The 19652-nt window shown below is 67.0% G+C and carries 20 protein-coding genes; 5 read left to right on the top strand and 15 right to left on the bottom strand.

What is annotated here, in order from left to right; all coding sequences use genetic code 11:
- Window positions 1–37: 37 nt before the first annotated feature.
- The 6 genes from BM197_RS11365 to BM197_RS11340 form a co-directional block, all read right to left on the bottom strand.
- A complete protein-coding gene (locus BM197_RS11365) occupies window positions 38–376 on the bottom strand; it encodes a hypothetical protein (protein WP_090711594.1) in 339 nt (112 codons plus the stop codon).
- Between the two features lie 171 nt (window positions 377–547).
- Window positions 548–865 carry a hypothetical protein gene (locus BM197_RS11360; protein ID WP_090711593.1) on the bottom strand — a complete coding sequence of 106 codons (318 nt, stop codon included), beginning with the start codon at window positions 863–865 and terminating at the stop codon, window positions 548–550.
- 141 nt (window positions 866–1006) lie between these two features.
- Window positions 1007–2266, bottom strand: coding sequence for a trans-sulfuration enzyme family protein (locus tag BM197_RS11355; protein ID WP_090711590.1), 1260 nt, complete (start codon window positions 2264–2266; stop codon window positions 1007–1009).
- A 90-nt stretch (window positions 2267–2356) separates the two neighbouring features.
- Entirely contained in the window at window positions 2357–3799 is a 1443-nt protein-coding gene (locus tag BM197_RS11350; protein WP_090711588.1) for a CCA tRNA nucleotidyltransferase, read from the bottom strand.
- Between the two features lie 236 nt (window positions 3800–4035).
- Complete coding sequence (locus tag BM197_RS11345; protein ID WP_090711586.1) at window positions 4036–6519, bottom strand: LuxR C-terminal-related transcriptional regulator; 2484 nt, start codon at window positions 6517–6519, stop codon at window positions 4036–4038.
- Between the two features lie 87 nt (window positions 6520–6606).
- Window positions 6607–6906, bottom strand: coding sequence for a hypothetical protein (locus tag BM197_RS11340; protein WP_143095062.1), 300 nt, complete (start codon window positions 6904–6906; stop codon window positions 6607–6609).
- 54 nt (window positions 6907–6960) lie between these two features.
- Between BM197_RS11340 and BM197_RS11335 the strand changes: the two genes are divergently transcribed.
- Entirely contained in the window at window positions 6961–8466 is a 1506-nt protein-coding gene (locus BM197_RS11335; RefSeq protein WP_090711583.1) for a SulP family inorganic anion transporter, read from the top strand.
- A gap of 15 nt (window positions 8467–8481) precedes the next feature.
- On the opposite strand, the gene BM197_RS11330 is transcribed toward BM197_RS11335, so the two are convergent.
- The 4 genes from BM197_RS11330 to BM197_RS11315 form a co-directional block, all read right to left on the bottom strand.
- Complete coding sequence (locus BM197_RS11330; protein ID WP_090711581.1) at window positions 8482–8961, bottom strand: Pvc16 family protein; 480 nt, start codon at window positions 8959–8961, stop codon at window positions 8482–8484.
- Between the two features lie 48 nt (window positions 8962–9009).
- A complete protein-coding gene (locus BM197_RS11325) occupies window positions 9010–9897 on the bottom strand; it encodes a DNA-formamidopyrimidine glycosylase family protein (RefSeq protein ID WP_090711580.1) in 888 nt (295 codons plus the stop codon).
- Between the two features lie 55 nt (window positions 9898–9952).
- Window positions 9953–11230 carry a hypothetical protein gene (locus tag BM197_RS11320; RefSeq protein ID WP_090711578.1) on the bottom strand — a complete coding sequence of 426 codons (1278 nt, stop codon included), beginning with the start codon at window positions 11228–11230 and terminating at the stop codon, window positions 9953–9955.
- Window positions 11231–11298: 68 nt separating this feature from the next.
- Window positions 11299–11820 carry an RNA polymerase sigma factor gene (locus BM197_RS11315; RefSeq protein WP_090711721.1) on the bottom strand — a complete coding sequence of 174 codons (522 nt, stop codon included), beginning with the start codon at window positions 11818–11820 and terminating at the stop codon, window positions 11299–11301.
- A 217-nt stretch (window positions 11821–12037) separates the two neighbouring features.
- On the opposite strand from BM197_RS11315, the gene BM197_RS11310 reads away from it, so the two are divergent.
- From BM197_RS11310 to BM197_RS11300, 3 genes are all read left to right on the top strand, one after another.
- The gene (locus BM197_RS11310) at window positions 12038–12316 is read left to right on the top strand and encodes a hypothetical protein (protein ID WP_090711576.1); all 279 of its coding nucleotides are present in this window, start codon (window positions 12038–12040) and stop codon (window positions 12314–12316) included.
- 2 nt (window positions 12317–12318) lie between these two features.
- Window positions 12319–12633, top strand: coding sequence for an acylphosphatase (locus tag BM197_RS11305; protein ID WP_090711574.1), 315 nt, complete (start codon window positions 12319–12321; stop codon window positions 12631–12633).
- An 81-nt stretch (window positions 12634–12714) separates the two neighbouring features.
- Window positions 12715–13134: a four-helix bundle copper-binding protein gene (locus BM197_RS11300; protein WP_090711572.1), complete on the top strand. Its 420-nt coding sequence runs from the start codon at window positions 12715–12717 to the stop codon at window positions 13132–13134.
- Window positions 13135–13143: 9 nt separating this feature from the next.
- Here BM197_RS11300 and BM197_RS11295 read toward each other — a convergent pair whose 3' ends face one another.
- Window positions 13144–13494 carry a hypothetical protein gene (locus tag BM197_RS11295; RefSeq protein WP_143095061.1) on the bottom strand — a complete coding sequence of 117 codons (351 nt, stop codon included), beginning with the start codon at window positions 13492–13494 and terminating at the stop codon, window positions 13144–13146.
- A gap of 216 nt (window positions 13495–13710) precedes the next feature.
- Window positions 13711–14199, bottom strand: a complete 489-nt coding sequence (locus BM197_RS11290) for a hypothetical protein (RefSeq protein WP_090711569.1) — start codon at window positions 14197–14199, stop codon at window positions 13711–13713.
- 242 nt (window positions 14200–14441) lie between these two features.
- Here BM197_RS11290 and BM197_RS11285 point away from each other — a divergent pair, with 242 nt between their 5' ends.
- Window positions 14442–14921 carry a hypothetical protein gene (locus BM197_RS11285; RefSeq protein WP_090711567.1) on the top strand — a complete coding sequence of 160 codons (480 nt, stop codon included), beginning with the start codon at window positions 14442–14444 and terminating at the stop codon, window positions 14919–14921.
- A 108-nt stretch (window positions 14922–15029) separates the two neighbouring features.
- Here BM197_RS11285 and BM197_RS11280 read toward each other — a convergent pair whose 3' ends face one another.
- The 3 genes from BM197_RS11280 to BM197_RS11270 form a co-directional block, all read right to left on the bottom strand.
- Window positions 15030–15212, bottom strand: a complete 183-nt coding sequence (locus BM197_RS11280; protein ID WP_245762505.1) for a PspC domain-containing protein — start codon at window positions 15210–15212, stop codon at window positions 15030–15032.
- A gap of 101 nt (window positions 15213–15313) precedes the next feature.
- Window positions 15314–18328, bottom strand: a complete 3015-nt coding sequence (locus BM197_RS11275; RefSeq protein ID WP_090711563.1) for an AAA family ATPase — start codon at window positions 18326–18328, stop codon at window positions 15314–15316.
- On the bottom strand, window positions 18325–19587 hold the full coding sequence (locus BM197_RS11270; protein ID WP_090711561.1) for an exonuclease SbcCD subunit D: 1263 nt from the start codon (window positions 19585–19587) through the stop codon (window positions 18325–18327). The genes BM197_RS11275 and BM197_RS11270 overlap by 4 nt, the downstream gene beginning before the upstream one ends.
- Window positions 19588–19652 lie beyond the last annotated feature (65 nt).

The raw sequence follows: 19652 nt of genomic DNA, 5'->3' as shown, positions 1-19652 counted from the left end.
GGAATGCCGGCAAGACGCCGGAAAAGTGCCACCCACATCAGTTTTCGGGAATCGCCGAGTTGTTTCCGGGGGTCGCGTGCGGGATCTCCTCTTCAACCTCGTGCTGGACGGAGGTGATCGGGTTGCCCGGCGTGGTGTAGTCAGCGCCCGCTTCGACGTCATCCTCACCGGTCAGCGGATTCCCGGTCGTGGCGTGCGGGCGATCCTCTTCGGCCAGGTGCTCAGGGGAATCGATGGGCTCACCGGTGGTCGTGTAGTCGGCGTTGTGGTCGTCGTCGTCGGCGCCGAGCGGAGAGACAACAGGTTCGCGCCCATCGTACTCATCGGCGGGAAGGACAGGCTCGACGTAATCGTCGTTGTTCACGTTGTTGGTCATGGCCCGACGCTACGCCGACGGCAAACCCGCATCAAGGCCTTGCGGCGGGAAGGGCTTTTGCGGCAGCGAACGCCCTGGCGTCCTGACTGCCAGGGCTTTTGCGGCAGCGAACGCCCTGGCGTCCTGGCCGGCGGATGCCGTGCCCCCGGTATCCGCCGACCACGACTTTTCTCAGGCGCGCCGCGCCAAACTCGGGTCGATGACCTCGATGGGCACCGTGTTGAGCAGATCCCGAATGCTCTGGTCGAGGGTCAGCTTCTGCGAGACCTCAACGGCACGAGCCAGGTCGGGACCCGTGAGGGCAACATAGACCGGCTCGACGTGGTGGACGTAACCGATCTGTCTGCCGTTGAGAACCACCCGTTCAACGTCGTCCGGGAGGTGGTCAAGCGACACCAGGACATCAGTGTCGATCTTGCCCGTTTCGAAATGAACGTGAAGGTTCCATGTTGCATCGCTCTTGTCGGCGCGTCGTCCTGACGTCTTCATCACTCGCTCCCCTGTACTTTCGCTGCTACGACTTCGTAGCGCCCCAACACCCAAACTAGGGATATTTTGCGCTCTCTGGGAGGGGTTGACACGTCTAAAGTGAGGAATTAACACGAAAGTCACATCCGAGGTGCCGAATGTTTAGGGTGTCGTTGCCTCCGCGTCACGGGAATCGGGGGCGGCACCCAGGGTGGCGTCGAGGGCTGCTTCAACGTCTGCGAGAAGGTCGTCGGCATCCTCGAGCCCTACGGAGAGGCGCAGGTGCCCGAACGTGCGGAACTCTTCCGGGTAGTACGCGACCCGCGGCCCGGCATCCGCCCCGCCGGCAACGTGGACGACGAGCGATTCGTCGTGGCCGAGGGACACAGCCGAGGTGATCACCCGCAGGTTGGCGACGAACCTGTCCTGGGTTGCCGAGTCCCCTGTGACGGCGAAGGCCAGCATGCCTCCGAAACCTCTCCCCTCGAACTGGCGCGCAGCGAGGTCGTGCTGCGGATGCGCCGCCAGGCCGGGATAGGCAACGAACGCGACCCGCGGGTCGGCCGCCAGGAACTCGGCGATCCTCTGCGCCGAAGCCGAGTGCTGGGCCAGCCGCAACGGCAGCGTCACCGAACCGCGCATGATCAGCCACGCATTGAACGGTGAGATCACCCCGCCGACGTCGACCATCGCATCCCCTTTGATTCGCCGGACCAGATCTGAACGGCCGATCACCGCTCCGCCCATCGCGTCGCCGTGCCCGTTGATGTATTTGGTGAGTGAATGGACGACGAGATCGGCGCCGTGTTCGAGCGGGCGGAAAAGCGGCGGCGGGGTGAAGGTCGAGTCGACGCTGAGGAGGGCGCTGGCCTCGTGCGCGATCGCCGCGACGGCGGCGATGTCGGTGACTTTGGTGGTCGGGTTGCCGATCACCTCGACATGCACCAGGGCAGTGTCGGGGCGGATCGCCGCACGGACCGCCTCAGGGTCGGCCGCGTCGACGAAGGTCGCCGTGATGCCGTACTTCTCCGGTAGAAGTTCGGCGAACAGCCGGTAGATGGCTTCGTAGGTGACGTCGCCCACGACGACATGGTCGCCGGACTTCAGGACGGTGAAAAAGACGGCGTGCAGCGCGGCCACTCCGCTGGCCAGGACGACAGCGTCCTCACCGTGCTCGAGGGTGGCGAGCTTGGCCTGGAGTCCCAGCTGGTTGGCGCCCGAATTGCGGGTGTACAACGGAACATCCGTACCCGACCAGCTGATCGTGGACGCATCCTCCGGCAGCGCATACGAGTTCGCCATCACGATCGGCGTACGGATCGCCCCCGACCCGCTGTCGATCGCGTTGCCGGCGTGCACAGCCTGACTGGCGAAAGCCATCGTGCTCGGGTTGTGCTTGTTCGGGCGCTCAGCAGCAGTCATGCGTTCAGGCTATTACCTGGACACGGGCGCGACGGCACCATGACGGCGGCCACCCGGGACGGCGGCCACCCGGGACGGCGGCCACCCGGCTCAGCCGGTGCGGGCCGCCCACCACGCCAGAAGGCGACGTTCGGCTTCTTCTTCTCCGAGTGGCCCCTCGTCGAGCCGCAGTTCGAGAAGCCATTTGTAGGCCTCGCCAACCTCACGGCCGGGTCTGATGCCGAGCACCCGCTGGATCGCGTTGCCGTCCAGATCGGGGCGCACGGCATCCATCTCCTCCTGCTCGCGGAGTTCGGCGATGCGGGCCTCGAGGTCATCGTAGGCGAAGCCGAGGCGGTCGGCCTTGCGGCGGTTGCGCGTGGTCACGTCGGCCCGGGTGAGGATGTGCAGGCGTTCAAGCAGATGCCCGGCGTCCCGTACGTACCGGCGGACCGCCGAATCCGTCCAGGCGCCCTCGGTGTAGCCGAAGAACCGCAGGTGCAGTTCGATCAGGCGGGACACGTCCTTGATCGTGTCGTTGTCGTATCGCAACGCGGTGAGCCGCTTCTTCGCGAGTTTCGACCCGACCATGTCGTGGTGGTAGAAGCTCACGGCGCCGCCCGGCTCGAGCCGGCGCGTTGCCGGCTTTCCGATGTCGTGCAGAAGCGCGGCCATGCGCAGGGTCAAATCCGGCGCTTCACCGGGGTGGCGCGACTTCTCGTATCCGATCGCCTGCTCAAGAACGGTGAGCGAGTGCTGGTAGACATCCTTGTGGTGGTGGTGTTCGTCGATTTCCAGCCGCAGTGCAGGAACCTCAGGCAGCACGATCTGTGCGAGTCCGGTTTCGACGAGCAGTTCGATGCCGGTGCGCGGCTCGTCGGTGAGCAGCAGCTTCGACAGTTCCGCCTGCATCCGCTCCACCGACACGATCCGGATGCTGTCGGCCATGGCGAACATGGCGGCCTGCGTATCGGCGTCCACCACAAAACCGAGCTGACTGGCGAACCGGGCTGCGCGCATCATGCGCAGCGGGTCGTCGCCGAAACTCACCTCAGGGGTGCTCGGTGTGCGGAGGGTGCGGTCCAGCAGGTCCTCGACCCCGCCGCACGGGTCGATGAGCTTGACCTCCGGGATTCGCAGGGCCATGGCGTTGACGGTGAAATCGCGGCGTTTCAGGTCACCTTCGAGGCTGTCACCGAAGGCGACCACCGGTTTGCGGGTGACGCCGTCGTAGGCATCCGCACGGTAGGTGGTGATCTCGACCATGTCGGAGAGGCTTCCGACTTGAACGCGCGCGCCGATCGTGCCGAAGTCCCGGCCGATGTCCCACTGGGCGTCCGAAATCGGGGTGACGACGCGCAGAATGTCATCGGGCGAGGCGTTGGTTGTGAAGTCCAGATCGCTGACGATGCGGCCGAGCATGGCGTCACGCACGGGCCCACCGACCAGCGAGAGCTCGAAGCCGGCAGAGGCGAACGCGGATGCCACCTTCGAGACGACCGGGGAAGCAGCGAGTTCCGACAGGCGCACCAACGATTCCGCCATACTCACCATGGGATCAATCGTAGCGATCCTCACGATCGCCGCCGTACCGGAGCCCGAACGGACATGGGATCACCCGGCACGTCGGCGTCGACAACCGACGTGCCGGGAAGATCCGCCTGTTAGGGAACAGGGGTGTCACAGTCCAACCAGCGCCTTGTTCAAGCTGCCCCGCAGGAACAGTTCGCTGGGTTTTCCGCTGGCTCCAGTGTCGGCGATTGCAACCGGTAAGGCCCTAGGGACTTCCCCTAGTTCCTCTCGATTACCCCTCGGATGCCTCGCCGCGACGACAGTCCGAGCTTCGCGAGCACGTTGCCCATGTGGTATTCGACACCCTTGACCGACACGAAAAGCTTGCCGGCGACCTCCCGGTTGGTCAGCCCCTGCGCCGCGAGGTGGGCCACTTCGCGTTCCCGGCTGCTGAGCACGGCGAGGGGGTCGGCTTCGGCCGGGTTCGTCGGCCCGAGCGCCTCTGTGAGCAGTTGCTGCCACCATTCCCGTTCGATCTGGGCGTACACAGGATCCCGGTCGATCGCTTTCCGGGCGAGGGACACCGCCGTCGCCGTGTCCCCCGACGCCCTCGCTGAGAGAGCCTTGGCGAAGTTGGCGAGCCTGCGGTACCCGGACGTACGCAGCGACGCCGGCATGGTGTCCGCTTCCGCGAGCCAGGCCTCCGCTGTCTCGCGGTCGCCGCGGGCTGCCGGAACGAAAGCCGCAACCGCGTAGGCGGACGCCCGCACCCACGGGTTCTCGATGTCGTCGGAGATGGAGGCCGCGGCCGTCGCCGTGGCTGCTGCGGCGTCCCATTGCCCCTTCTGGAAGCGGGCCAGCGCCAGGTCTATCCGGCCGATCGGTGACAGCTCCGGACATCCGAGGTCGGCGAGCGCGACACCTTCCTCGAGAGCGGCGATGGCCTCCGGCAGGCGGCACTGCTGGCGGAGCAGGGTTCCCAGGGTGAGGAGCAGGATGGCGTGCGTGGGTTGCAGGCTTCCTCGCCGCCGCGCCGCGCCGATGAGTTTGGTGAGGCGTTCCTGGCCGATCGCCCCCATCCCTGACTGCCAGGCGGCGAGGGTTTGGGTCGAAACGGCGTGCGCTTCGAGTTCGTCGAGGTCGAACACTCCTACCGAGCGACCCTGGTAGCTGTCGCGCAGCTCAGGAAGGGCGTCAAGGACGGCGCCTGAATGCCTGAGGCTCGGTTCGAAGGCGTCCATCAGTCGGGTCATCTCGGCGAGCGTCTGGCTGGCGACCGCGCGCATCGTGCGCGCCCGGATGCTTCCCGCCCGGGTGGACGCTGCGGCTCGGCTGAGGTGCCGCATGGCGACGGCGATGTCACTGGAGGCGAGTGCGGCGTTCCCCAACAGCAGCTCCCGTTCGGGACCCATGCTGAGATTCTCGAACTCACCGAGCGCGGTGGCGAGCAGATCGAATCGGCGGGATGCGATGGCATGGGCACCGGCATCGATGATCCGGCGCTCCCTGTCGGCGGGGACGGTGCTGAGCACGGCGGCCCACCGCGCATACCGGAAGGCGCGATCGACCTGGTGTTCGTCCGCTGCCAGCGCGGCTGCTGCCTCGAGTTCGTCGGCGAGGGCATCATCCGGCTCGGCTGCAGCGTGCGCCCGGTGGTCGAGCCCGCGATGCCCCCCGATCACCTGCCCGGCCGCAGCGTGAAGCTCCTGCTTGGCCTGGAGCGAGAGGTCTCGGACGATGACGGCTCGCACGCGTTCGTGTGGCATGGTGACGGCCGAATCGTCGGCGGTGAGCGTCACGAGGCCGGTTGCGCTTGCCTCGTCGATGTCGCCGCCGCCCAGCTTGAAGCCGCCGTATCGTTCAGCGATCGCTCCGATATCGCTGATCGCCGCCGTGTCATTCAGTACGGCGACGATCTCGATAACGACACGCGCAGCAGGGCGGATGCTTCCGAGGGTTTGCTGCGTGACCGCGCGAAAACCGGGGGCCGCTGGCGGAGTGCCCTGCAACATCCGGCCAAGGGTACCGAGAGGGTCCGAACCAGACAGTGCCTGGTTCAGCAGCGTCTGCAGGTGAAGTGCGTTGCCATCGGTCGCCGCGACGAGACGGCTGGCCAGGCGGCGAGGAGGAGTAAACCCCGTCCGGTTCTTCACGAGGGTGGCAACGTGCTCGACGTTCAACCCGTCGACGGACAGCCGGACGCCGCGATCGTCGTCGGCGACCAGCAGCCGCATCCGTTCGAGGAACGGTGTCTCGTCCGGACGTGCGGCGATGAGAACGAGCAGGCGGTCATGGAAGGATCGCCGGCCGGCGAACCACAGGGCGTCAGCGGAGCGCTGGTCGAGCCACTGCGCGTCGTCGATTGTGATGCAGGTGGCTCCCTCGCTGCCGTCGATCAGGTTCAGCAGTGCTGTGCCCGCGACCGTGGTCGGCACATCCGGCGCTATTCCACCGGAGAGGACCGGTTCGAGGTCGCGGCCTTCTTCCACCTGGCGAAGCAGCTGATTGAGGACGCCGTAGGGCAGTTCCGCTTCGTGCTCGTCGGCGATCGCGGAACGGGTGGGCCACAAGGCGACAGACCCGGCGGCCGCGCGCAGCAGCGCAGACTTGCCGAATCCCGATTCGCCTTCGATGAGGACGAACTGCGCGCTGCCTGCGCGCACACCGTCGACCGCTCGGCCAACAGCACCAAGCTGCCGATCCCTCCCGAGTAGGGTCGGGGAAACGGCAGGCACATCCGGGGACAGTCGGGTGGCTGGCATGGGACACCCAGCGTATTGACTGTACGGTGCCGATTGTTATCCCTTTTACGGGGTTGACTCGGCGCCGCCGTACTGCCTATCGGCTACTCAGCCGGGCGCGGCCACCGGGTACCAGCGTCCGCCATCGCCGACGGTCACAGCCCACCCTGCGGGTTCGGCGATGGCCGCGAGCCGGCGCACGACATCGGAGCCGACCAGCCATCCGGCGCCCACGTCGTCCGCCGTGTAGCGGACGATCACACGTGCGGCGCCACGGACGACGGCCAGGTCGGATGCCTCCACCACAGCACTCCTGGCAGCGGCGGCAGCGGCGAATGGCACCACCGACTCCGGTTCGACGCCCGGCAGGAGCGCTCCAATCGTCACGGTCACGCGGAAGGAAGGCATCCAGCAAGGGTAGGTCCGCCGCGGCATGTGCAGCCACCGAATACAGTTGCATGAGTGCCCACTCCTTCAGCAGATACCGCCCGCGCGAACACGCCCCTCGCCCCCACCGTCCTGCAGACCCTTCGCCGCCCGAAGGCGTTCAGCGTCGAGGTGCTCGCCGGTGTAGTCACAACCCTCGCCCTGATCCCCGAGGTCATCTCGTTCTCGGTGATCGCCGGGGTGGATCCCAAGGTGAGCCTGGTGGCATCCGTCGTCCTGGCGATTTCGATGTCGATACTTGGCGGCCGGCCGGCGATGATCACCGCGGCGGCCGGGGCCGTGGCCCTCGTCGTCGCACCGCTCGTGAAGGAGCAGGGGGTCGAATACCTCCTACCGGCGGTGATCCTCGCGGGCCTCATCCAGATCCTGTTCGGCGTGACCGGCCTGGCCCGCCTGATGCGGTTCATTCCCCGGTCGGTGATGATCGGTTTCGTGAACGCGCTGGGCATCCTGATCTTCACGGCGCAGGTTCCTCACCTGCTCGGGGTGCCGTGGCTGGTGTACCCGCTGTTCGTGTTGACGATCGTGATCGTGCTCGTCCTCCCCCGCCTCACGACGGCGGTGCCGGCCCCGCTGGTCGCGATCGTCGTCGTCACGGCGATCACAATGACTGCGCACCTCTTTGTTCCCACCGTCGGGGATGAAGGCGACATCGCAGGTGGTCTCCCCGGCATCACCCAGCTCCTCGTGCCGCTCAACCTGGAGACCCTGCGCATCATCCTGCCGACCGCGTTGAGCGTCGCCTTCGTCGGCCTGATGGAGACGCTGCTCACGGCGAAGCTCGTCGACGACATCACTGAGACACGGTCGGCGAAGGGCCGTGAGTCCTGGGCTCTCGGCGTCGCCAACATCCTCGCCGGTTTCTATGGCGGCATCGCCGGTTGCGCCATGATCGGCCAGACCGTGGTCAACGTGAAGCTCGGGCGTGCCCGCACCAGGATCTCCACGTTCGTGGCCGGCGTGTTCCTTCTGCTCCTCGTCACGGTGCTCAGCGACGTGATGGAGCGGATTCCGATGGTCGCGCTCGCCGCCGTGATGATGCTCGTCGCGATCACCACCGTGAACTGGCACAGTGTCGCGCCGACCACGCTCAAACGGATGCCGCTGCCCGAGACGATCGTGATGCTCACCACGGTCGGGATCGTCGTGATCACCAGCAACCTCGCGATCGGGGTCGTTGCCGGTGTTCTTCTCGCGATGGTGCTGTTCGCCCGCCGGGTCGCCCACGTCGCCCGCGTGGAGCGAGAACTCGCGGCGGACGGCGAATCGGTCCGGTACACGGTGCGTGGGCCGCTGTTCTTCGGGTCGAGCAATGACCTGGTCGAGCAGTTCTCCTATGGCACCGACCCGGCTGACGTCACCGTGGATTTCACGGCGGCGCAGATCTGGGATGCCTCAACGGTGGCCGTTCTCGACTCGGTGGAGTCGAAATATGCAGCGCACGATGCCACCGTCACCTTCGTGGGGCTGGACGAACGATCAACGCTCTTCCACGGTCGACTCACCGGCACGCTGGAATAGGCGCCGGCGCCGGCGTCAGCCGCTGACGGTGAAGGTCACGATGATGCCAAAGCACAGGCGCAGCGGCGCTTCCGAGGCCAGCCAGAGGCTCGTGAGGTTCTCCGTGCTCAGCGACTGGCTACGGATCTGCACGTTCGTATGCTGATCGCCGAGCGGAACGGTGAGCACGGCGTGCTGCTGCACGACGGCGCGGGCGGTTCCGTAGGCGCGGTGGCTGACCGCATCTGCGTCTGACGCATCACCGGGGTATGCGCTGAGCAGGTAGAACAGCTCGGCGATGTTGTGCGTGGTTCCTGGCTCTTCGTGACCGTCACGGTAGCCAGTGAGGTCGTCGCGGTAGAGGAACAGGTTGACGGATGCTCCCGAGATACCGTCGCGGGCGGCATCCGGGGTTCGTGCAGTCACCTGCAGCTTCGCAGGGGCCGCGGCCAGCAATTGCTGAAGGGCGATCGTGGTCGACGCGATCGCTTGCCCGTAAGAGGAAATGGTGGGCATTCGAACTCCGATGTCCGGGGGCGGAGAAGCCCGCCCGTTCTGCCGACGCTACTCCGAACGGCCGCCCGCCGATAGACGTTCCCCGTTTCTCGAGGTTTTGAGCGGGAGTACAGTCCCGTCCGTCTGGCAGGTCGGGCAGTACTGGGCGGTGGTGCTCGCGAACGAGAAGTCGCGGATTGTGTCGCCGCACACGGCGCACGCCTGCCCCGCCCGGCCATGCGCACGCATCGCCGCAACCTTGGCGGCCTTCAGCCCGGAGAGAGGGATGCCGCGTTGGGCGTCGATCGCAGTGACCACGGTGCCGACCGTAGCCTCGAAGAGCCGATCGAGTTCGGCTGGTGTGAGTGCGGCGGCGTGGGCCACCGGTGAGACTTTCGCGGCGTGCAGGATCTCGTCCGAGTACGCGTTGCCGATGCCGGCGATCGATTCCTGCTCCTGCAGGATCGCCTTGATCTTTTTGCGACGTCGAGCCACCGCACGGTCGAAGTCCGCCCGCGAGTACCCGGGGTCTGCGGGGTCAGGGCCGAGTTTCGCGATCGCTGGAACTTCCGCAGGATCTTCGACGATCCAGCAGCCGAGCGACACCCACTCGCCTGCATCGGTGAACTCGAGAACGTCGCCGTCGTTGAACGTGAAGGCGATCAGGGTCGGCGGCGCATCCGTGGAATCCACGGCGTCGCCACCGGCGTCTCGATACCGCGCCCAACCGTGCCGGCCGAGCGAGACGACCAGGTGCCCCGAGCCCCCGACCGAGATGTCGACGTGCTTGCCGCGCCTGGTGGCGCCCGTCACCTGTTCGCCGGCGAGCGACGACGGCGGGCGGCCTCGCGTCTTCGTCACACGGAACTCCGCAACATCCACATCGTGGATCTCACGCCCGACGAACCGCGCGCCGACATCCTCGATGAGCGCCTGGACCTCCGGTGACTCGGGCATGACGCCAGCCTTGCACGACGATCGGCGCCCGGGGAAGGGCACCGGCCCGTGCGCCCTATTCGAACGCGAAGTTGAGCCGGGAGTCAGCAACGGCGACAACCGACCAGACGCCGCCGTCGGCGTCGGTGAATTCGTAGGCGGGAACCACCATGACGCTTCCGTCCGGCTGCCACTGGCTCGCAAGGCCGAGGCGGGCGCTGACGATCGTGACATCGATCACCGGCCAGGAGAGTGATGACCCTTCGGTCGGTGTCGCGGGCGGCTCGGTCGGAGGCACCCACTGGTCCGGGGTCGACGCTGGCTCGCGACTCGCCGCAGGCAGAATCGTCATTGCGCCGCCGAACCTCGGGTCCGAGAGGCGTTCGAATGCCTCCTGCTCGCTCGCCACGGGGTACTGGCCGAGCCCGACGATGTCCGCCAGTGCACCGTTCGCGCTGACGATCCCGGACTCTGCCATCTCCAACGACCACGGCTGGTCGATGACGTGTCCGTCGACGACCGGCCTCGCCTCGGCCGTCCTGGTGGGTGAACCTTCCCAGACGCGCGAGGTGAATTCGAAGGCCTCCGGGTCCCGGCCAACCCCGACGAGGAGCGCCCTCAGTGCTGCGATCGCGGCGTCTTCGCTCGGGGCTTCGCCGGTCGGCACGCACTCTTCAGCGCCATCCGTGCACAGCCACGGGTTGAGACGGGGGTCCTGGTAGTAGAAGGAGAGGACGCCGTCGAGGCTGATCGACAAAGTGGGGGCGCTCCCGTCCAGAGGGCCAGCGTTCCAGCCGCCTTCCCGCAGCTCGACCGGCGACTGGACCTCGAGTGCCGCTGCGAGTGCGGCGGCCTGGTCGGCGACCGGTGCGGTGTTCGGGTCGAATGCGTACGCCTGAGCAGTGCCGGCACTGGTGCCGAGACCGGATGCGCTGAATGAGTTCCGGCCGAACCCGTACGGGTACATCCTCTGGTCGGTTGCTCCGCCGAGGCCAGGCTCGCGTCCGCTCTGCATCATCGACTCGGGGCTCCCGCCGGCCGGCAGCGAGATCGCCGGGGCGGCACCGTCGGCGAGGTTCGTCGATCGGCCCGCCGTGGCCCCGATGCCGTACCCGGCGGCGGCAACGACCACGATCGACGCGGCGACCGCGGCGACCGGAATCCAGCGCGGGCGCCGGCGCGTTCCCGCCGTCGCCAGGTCCGCCACTGGGGCGGGTTCGGCTGCCGCTTCGCCGACGGCGCGGGTCACGCTGGCGATGACCTCGTCAGCGAAGCCAGCACGGGGCTGCACATCGCCGGCGGGGTCGGCGGCGCGCAACCGGTCCACCGGGTCGAGTTCGTTATCCGAATTCATGTCGATCAGCCTCCGTCGAATGCGCTTCACCGTGGATATGTGCCGGGCGACCCGGATCTTGCACGGCTCTAGAACGACATCCGTTCACCCCAGGCCTTCCGCAGCCGTGACCTGGCTCGAGAGAGCGCTGCGTCGGCCCCGGAGCGGGAGATTCCGAGCACCTCGGCGAGCTCGGCTCCGTCGAGGCCCTCCCACGCATGCAGGAGCAGGATCTGCCGGTCGCGTTCACCCACGCTGCCGAGCGCGCCGCGGAGTTCAGCGTGGAACAACGCGCTCAGCTCAGGATCAGCGCCGACGCGCACCGTGCCGGACTCCCGGACCTCCTCCACCGGAACATCGGAGTGTTTCCGGCGGTGATTTGCGAGCGTGAACCCCGCCGTGCGGTAGAGCCAGGGCAGTACGGCTTCGCGTGGCACGTCATCGCGGCGGCGCCACGCCGTCGCCAGGACGTCTGCCGCGAGGTCCTCGGCGTCCTGACGTGGACCGCGGCGGGCGAAATAACGCACGAGTGCGGTCGAATGTTCATGCACGATCCCCGTGAACCAGTCCGCATCGGCCTGGATCCCGTGTGAGTCGGCGCTCTCAGGCATCGCCACTCCCTCGCTCACGTCGGCGGCTGCTGTAGTGCTGGCGATCCTCACTCCATGAATGTGTCTCGTCTGTCGCGAGTCTTGCACTTCCGTCGTGAGTTCTTGCGAACCGCGCGAGCGGACCTGAACGCTACTCCGAACGGTCGCCGGACGAAAGGCATCGCGATCGATCGGCGATCTGCGTATCGTCGCCTGCAGAACCACGAAAGGGACCCACATGGAACAGCAGCACCAAACCGAGAACGGCAACGAAACAACTCCCGAGCTTCCCGATTGGGGTCCACGCGACGGGAGCTATGAGGAAGAGAAGAACCAGGGAACGGCCGCCCAGTCCTCCCTTGAGGACCCACCGAGCGAGGGCCTGACGCGGTCTGGCTCGGATGCGTCGGTGGATGGAGCCGACGACGCCGGTGGCACCAAAGCGTCGGGCCAGTCAGGCAACTACAGCGATGCGGGCACGGACGCCGTCGACGAGACGGTGCCTGTTCAGGACTGACGATGGGGAACATCCGTCGACGGGTGCTGGTCCAGGGGCGGGTTCAGGGAGTCGGATTCCGCTTCTGGACTCGCGGCAAGGCCGAGCACCTTGGGGTGCGCGGATGGGTGCGGAATCGTGCAGACGGGTCTGTGGAGGCCGAGCTGGAGGGCGAACCGGCCGCGGTGTCCGAACTGGTGGACGCTCTCGGCCGTGGCCCCGCAGGAGCCGTCGTGTCCGACGTCGAGGTCGTTGACCTGCCACCGGACGGCGAGCCGGGCTTCCACATCCGCGCTGGTGAGCGCGGCGGGATGTCCGGGTGGTTTCGTCGGGGTTAAAGCATCGGTCTCCCCGCTGACAGAGCTCGGCGACCGGCGTAGCATGCGAAAAAAGCGCCCGTCCAACGAAAGGACACAACCATGAACATGGCGATGCAAATGATGGAGTCGCACCAGAAGGACATGCCCGTTCAGGGCATGGACATGACAATGATGCAGGACTGTATTGAGGCCTGCTCGGCTTGCGAGCAGGCGTGCACGATGTGCTCGAGCACCATGATGGGTGACGGCATGTCGATGTGCATGAACATGTGCATGAACACCGCTGACATGACCAACACGATGATGCGGATGATGATGCGCCCAGCCGGCATGCACATGGAGAGCATGATGGCGGCACTCCAGGCCACGATGACCATGTGCATGGCGTGCGCCGACGAGTGTATGAAGCACAAGGACATGCACGCCGATTGCGCGATGTGCGCCGAAGCCTGCCGTCAATGCGCCATGGCGTGCCAGAAGATGATGGACTCGGTGAGCGGGGCGAAGCCAATGGCCTGAGCCCGGAACTCACACGGCTGCGGCGATCACCACGCTGAGCCGCTCAGAACCGAACGCGAGCGTCGGATACACGGCGTGCAGTGCCACCGGCTGACCGACGGCCAGACCGGCGGGGATGGCGTGCGTCCACACCCAGACGGTGTCGCCGGAGTCGGTCGACGTTACGTCGACCAGCGCAACGCCGATCCAGTTGCCGGAGACCGAGGCGACGATGCCGTCGTCCCATTTGCTCGGGGTGGCTGCGGTGACGCGTTCTTGGAGCGGGCGGAGGACGTGGCCGGGGTCGGTTTTGTCGCAGGCGCCGCCTGAGGCGCTCGAGCACTGCATGACCTGCTCTACTCCTGGTTTGAGACTCGACATCCTGACCTCCTGCCCGCGTTCCGGCCGGTCGGTTTCCGGCACTGAAATCAACGGTAGGTCGGCGCCCGGATGCTGTCATCTGGAGCCGTCACACAGCGCAACATTCGAGGTCGGCTCAGGTTCGCATCACCCGTTCCGGTCGGGGTCACCCAGTGCGCCGGGTGTTCGTGTCCGGAACGGGTGACCCGGTGGCATCCGTTGGGCGCAGGGCCCTGGTCAGCGGCCGGTCGAATCCTCATCGGGGAACACGCGCTTGTACGAGCGCCCGTCAGGCAGCTGGATCGTCTCCGCCCGCAGCGAGCCGCGGGTGACGCGGAGGTAGATCGCCTGGGCGCTTACGCCGAGCTGGGCGGCCGCTTCGGAGACGGACAGCCCGGGAAGGTCGGTCGGGACGCTGCTCGGCCTGGCCGACCGTTTACGCCCAGCCGCATGACGCTCGGCGATCTCGGCGTCGGTGCCCTGCCACCGCCATTTCGCTGCGGCGGGCTTCAGCCCGGATGCGTCTGCGATCTCGTCCCAGCCTGTGCCCGCATCGAGAGCCTCTCGCACCGCCTGGAGGGTCGCCGGGTCTTGCTCGAGCGCCAGAAGGAGGGCACGGAGGTCCCGCAAGCGCTGAAGTGCATCCGTGGTGTCGGCGAGGTTTCCGGCAACGACACGGTCGAGGGCGGCTCGGGTGGACGCTGACAGGTACGGCACGGGGGTCATGCTACTGCCTCATGCGACTGCACGGGCAGCAGAGGCATTCGCCTCATTCGCAACCCCCTGTGTTCGCGACCGCATCTACGAAAAGATGGACAGTGGAGCCGGAACGGACCAGGGCAACGGGCAACGCACCCCTGGTCGAGTCGGCTGCGGGTTTCGCGGTGCCCGCTTCCGGATGGGACGGAGGCCGCGGCGCATGCTTGTCGCCTGATGGCGGCAGATCACGAACAACCGAAAGGAATACCATGACCGATTCGAATGAACGTGCTGACGAAAACATCTCCGCCGCGGCAGCGGATGCTCACCAGGCTGTCGACAACGCGCCCGACGCACCGGATGCGCTGAAGGACGCGGCGCACGAGTCAGTGGATCTCGGCGCGGAGGCTTCTGCTCCCCTCGCTGACGCGGCATCCGGCCTCAGCGACACAGCGTCAAGCGCCGGCTCCACCGTCGGCTCGCATGCGGCTGACGCAAGTGCACGGCTGGAAGACGTCACCAAGGACGCGTCGGCCTCGATGCGGAATGTCTCGGACCAGGCCGCTGAGCTCGCCGACAAGGCCTCAGCTGCTTCCCGGGAGGCCGTCGAAGCGGCGAGGGAAGCCGCAAGCTCGGCGGTTTCGGAGCTGCAGCACAAGTACGAAGAGCGACCGGGCACCGTCATCGCGGTCGCTGCCGTAGCGGTCGTCGCCATCATCGGACTGATCATCCGGGCCGCCAGACGCTAGACAGCATCGGCGCCCGCCTGGCGCCGCGGACGTCCCGGGGAGCATGCTCCCCGGGACGTTTCGCGTCTCGCCGTTATGAACCGAGCGGGGCAGCCGTACCGGGACGGGTCAGTCCTTCTCGCCCGGGATGAGGATCCACAGCACGATGTAGATCACGAGTTGAGGCCCAGGCAGAATGATGCTGAGGACGGTGAGGACGCGCACCAGCGTGGGCGACCAGCCGAAACGGTTGGCGACCGCCAGGCAGACGCCGGCAAACACCCGGCCGCGACGGGGTCGGTAGAGTTTCATGCCTTCAGAGTTCATGCCTTCAGCGTGGCACCGGCACTCGGCGTCCACAATCGGGGATCCACCTGATTTCGGGTCAGGGTGGCTTTAGGGTCAGGGTGGACTCAGACGAGTTCCAGGGTCGTCTCGACGCGACTGTCGCCGGCATCCGTGACGGTGATGCGCAGCTTCGCGGGGATCTGTTCCTTCATTGCTTCGACATGACTGATCAGCCCGATGGTGCGGCCGCCGGAGCGCAGACTGTCGAGCGTTGACATCGCGATTTCGAGCGTTTCGCGGTCGAGGGAGCCGAAGCCCTCATCGATGAACAGGGTGTCAAGGCTGATCCCGCCGGCCTGGTTGGTGACGACTTCGGCGAGGCCCAGCGCGAGCGCAAGCGAGGCCAGGAAGGTTTCGCCTCCTGAGAGCGAATGTGTGGCGCGCGCTCGACCGGTGTGCTCGTCGAGGATGGCGAGGCCAAGCCCCGAGCGGACGTTGCGGTACTGCACCGAGTCGTCGTGCTGCAGGGTGTAACGCCCGCTTGTCATCGTGCGCAGCCGGGCGTTCGCGGCGGTGACGATCTCTTCGAGTTGACCGGCGAGCACGTACGTTTCGAGGCGCATCCGTTTGGTGTTGGGTTCACTTCCCTGGACAGCGCTGGCCAGCGCGCGGACCTGATCGTATTCCTCGCGGAGCCGGGCGGATGCCTCCTGCTCGGCGTGCACGCGACGAACGATCGCTTCGAGCTGCGTGAACCGGTCGGCGAGCAGGCCGGGTGCCTGCAGCGCCTCATCGCGGGCGGCGCGAGCCTGGGCGAGGAGGGTGGCCGACGGCACCAGGTCGACGGGGTCGACGGGAAGACCGATGAGCTCCGGCTCACGAAGGGTGGCCCTCGCGGTACCGACGGACTGGTCGTGTTCGCGGATCCGGGTGTCGAGTGCGGCGATCTCTGCTGAGCTTCGGCGCGCCTTCTCGACCTGGCTTTCATCGGTGAAGTCGTTCTCGCTCAGCTGCTTCTCGAGGACCTCCCGCGAGGTGTCGAGCGCGGCGGATCGGACAGCGAGCTCGTCGATTGCGGCGGCGAAGTCTTTGACCGCCTCGAGGGCGGTCTGCATCGACGTCGCTCGGTCGTGCACCGAGGCGAATGAGGCGCGGGCCGCTTCGACCCGGGCGGTGACGGTCGCAAAAGCATTGCGCGCCGTGCTCAGTTGATCGGCGGCGGCCGCGCCGTCAGTGCGTAGCCGGTCGAGGTGTTCGCTCGCGCTGTCGAGCGACGAGCGGAGTCGGGCCTGTGCCTTCTCGCCGTCGTCGACAACGGTGAGCGCGGCTTCGGCCTCGAGGAGGGCTGCGGCCGCATCGAGGAGCTCGATCTCAAGTTCGTCGATCGATTTATTGCCAGCGGCGGCGTGTGCTTCGGCCAGCTGGGTGACGAGGCCGTGCGCGGTCGCGGTGGCGGCATCGAGCTCGGCGCGTCGGGTGGTGACGGCGCTCCTCGCCGCCTCGATGTCTGCCTCGGTCACCGGCTCGTTCTCGGTGGTCGCGACGTGAGGGTGCTCGACCGAGCCACAGACAGCGCACGGCGTGCCTTCGGTGAGTTCGCCGGCCAGCTCTGCGGCGTACCCGCTGAGCCGGCGGGCGAACAGGTCGTCCTGGGCGCGGGTCGACTCGGTCAGGCGCGCGCTGGCGTCTTTCTCGGCGAACCGGGCCTCGATGAGTCGCCGGTCGAGGGTGACGGCACGCTTGGCGGCGGCGCGAGCGACATCGATCCGGGCGACGCGCTCCCGCGCCGGCACGATCCCCGCTGCGGCGACCCGGGCGGCGGCGAGCGACTCGGTGAGTTCGTCGAGCTGGGCAGGAAGCGAGGCCACAAGAGCGTTCGCGTCTTCGATCGCGGCCCGACACGACTCGTGGCGTTCTTCACAGCGCCGAACGGCGGCAGAGAGCTGGGGCAGGCTCTTCTCGTCGTCGAGCACCGGGTCGAGGGCGCCGAGTCGACGGGCGAGGTCGTCGAGAACGCGGCTGACCGCCTTGGCATCGATCTCGGTAGCAGCCGTGTTCTCGTCCGGGTTCGTCTGGACGTTCATCGTGTTCGTCTCGACGATGCCATCCATGGCGGCGGCGTATGCGGCACGGCGTTCGGCTTCGACAGCGACGGCCCTGTCGAGCGCGGCGGTCGCCCCACGAACGGCGGCGACGTGGGCCCAGACGGATGCCGCCCGTTGCGCCTGGTCCAGCCGGGTACGGTCGGCGTCGATCGACCCGCTCTGCGCTTCGAACGTTGCGAGGGTGTCGCGGGCGCTGTCTCGCCGGAGTTGCAGCCGGCGGGTGTTTTCAAGCCTGCGGTGTTCGGCATCCGCCGCGGTGAATTCCGCATCGGCGATGGTGGCAGCTCGGGCGGCAGCGGCCTGCGCTTCACCGAGTTGGGCGAGGATGGCGTCGAACCATGCCAGCTCGGGTTCGACCGGGGTCTCTTGTTGCACGAGGCCCGCGGCGAGTTCGGCCGACATGCGCAGGCCGCCCGCGGTGGACTCGAGAGCGCTCGCGAGTTGTTTGCGCCGGTCGGTCAGGGCCAATTCGACCTGCTCGAACCGTTTCGTGCCGAACAGGGTGCGAAGCACCGCCTGGCGCTCATCGTTCTTGGCGAGAAGGAACTCCTGGAAGCGGTTCTGGGCGAGGAGGATGACCTGCAGGAACTGGTCTTTGGTGAGGCCGAGAATGACCTCGAGTTCGCGGGCGACGTCGACGGGGCGTGCGGCGACGCCCTCCCAGAGGTCGTTGTTTTTCACGAAGAGTTCGGCCGTCGCCTTCTCCACCGTCGTCCCGCTGCCTGACTTCTTCGGCCGCTCGTATTCGGGGGCTCGCCGCACCCGGTACGAGGTGCCGGAGATGCGGAACTCGAGTTCGACCCAGGTGGGGTCGCCGAGTTCGCAATAGTCACTGCGGAGCTTCGGCTGCGCTCCGTCGTAGCGGGGTGCGCTGCCATAGAGAGCGAAACAGATGGCGTCGAGCAGGCTGGACTTGCCCGCACCGGTCTTGCCGGTGATGAGAAAGATGCCGTCGTCATCGAAGCGTTCGAAGTCGATTCGCTGTTCGTCTTTGTACGGGCCGAACCCGGCGACGGTGAGCCGCTGGATCTTCACGCGTCGACCTCTATCAGTGGCGATGGGGTGAGAACAGATTCAGCCGTAGCCGGTTTGGTCGCGTCGCGAGCGGCCACCGGCTCGTCGTGCTCGGCGCGTTCGACCGCGGCAAGCACGTCGGCGACGATTGCCTTCTCGGCGTCGGTCGGCCCGACACCATTGCGAACATGGGCAAGGAACCCGGACACCACATCGATGTCACTGTGTCCCTTCACACGTTCGGCGTAGCTGGCGCCCGATGCCTGCGCGGTGACAGCCGGACGGTGTTCGAGGGTGACACAGTGCCCAAAGCGGGCCTGCAGTCGCCGCATTGCGTCGAGCGGGCGCACGGTGTCGGTGAGCACGACCGACACCCAGTGGCTCTCGAACTCGGCGAATGAGGCATCCGTCAGGATGTCGTCGAGCGAACCGGTGACCACCCGCAACGGCCGTGGAACAGGAAGGCTGACCCAGTCGACCGAACGCAGGCCGCTCGCGTCGAGCTCGACGAGCCAGGCACCGCGCGGTTTCGCGGCTTCGGAGAACGAGTAGTGCAGCGGGGCACCCGAATACCGCACTCGGTCGCTGAGTGCCGACCGGCCATGGATGTGACCGAGCGCGACGTAGTCGGGTCCGTCGAAGACGGACAGTGGCACATAGTCGATGCCGCCAGCGGTGAGGTCGCGTTCGACATCGCTGGCGCCGAACTGCTCCGGGGCACCGTCGGCAGCGGCAACATTGACCGCAAAGCAGTGCGAGAGCACGACCGAGCGGCCTCCCCGCTCGGACAGGTCCGAACGGATGCGGTCCATCACGAACGCGAGGACCTGCTCATGGGTGCGCAAGGTGACATCCGGGTAGGCGTGTCGCACAAGCGACGGCTCCAGATAGGGGATGCCGTAGAAATGCACCGGGCCATGCTCGTCGGGCAGGGTGATCGGCGAATCGTGTTGCTCCTGCCGCGTGACGACGTGGACACCGGCCAGTCCGGAGAACTGCGACATGAAACCGAGCCGGGTGGCGGAGTCGTGGTTGCCGCTCGTCAGAACGACGGATGCCCCTGCCTCACGCAACGCGACGACTGCCGCCTCGAGGACCGTATAGGCCTCGGCCGCGGGGGTGGCGGAGTCGAAGATGTCGCCGGCGACGACCACCACATCGACGGAACGCTCCCGCACTTCAACCGCCAGCGCGGCGAGCACGGAGCGCAGGTTCACCAGGGTCGAATGACCGTGGAACGTGCGACCGATGTGCCAGTCGGAGGTGTGCAGGATTCTCATGTCTTCACGGTAACCGGGGCCGCCGACATTGCCGATGCGCGACGCCGCGAGGCGGCGTATGAGGG

The organism is Mycetocola miduiensis, from assembly GCF_900115155.1.
Lineage (GTDB): Bacteria > Actinomycetota > Actinomycetes > Actinomycetales > Microbacteriaceae > Mycetocola_A > Mycetocola_A miduiensis.
The sequence above is the reverse complement of the archived record's forward strand: the minus strand, read 5'-3'. Positions and strand labels throughout refer to the sequence as shown.